Raw genomic sequence first — 258 nt, 5'->3', positions numbered from 1 at the left:
AATCGCGAAAATTGCCCTACGCTGGCGAGCCTATAGGATCGGGCTTCGGATGAAACGCGCGGCAAACGTTGGCGATGCCGTGCTGGTCTGGCAGTTGCAGCGGCAGGTCGACGGACATTCGCGGTTTGCAATTGAAAACCTGGAGTCCATGGTGTTTGGCAAACAGCAAGCAGACAAGGCCTCGCTGGCTCGCATTGTCAAGCACCTGATCGACAAAAAGCTTGCCATTCATTGAGGTGTCTTTGCAATTTGATAAAC

Annotated in this window: 1 protein-coding gene; it reads left to right on the top strand. The window is 53.1% G+C overall.

All coding sequences use genetic code 11. From position 1 onward, the window contains the following. A partial coding sequence (locus AC6CHM_RS25195; protein WP_498176092.1) for a hypothetical protein occupies positions 1-235 on the top strand: 235 nt, incomplete at its 5' end. Positions 236-258: the final 23 nt, after the last annotated feature.

The sequence above is a fragment of the Phyllobacterium sp. GQ127 genome (assembly GCF_059758635.1).
Note: the sequence above shows the minus strand (reverse complement) of the source record. Positions and strands in the feature narration are given on the sequence as shown.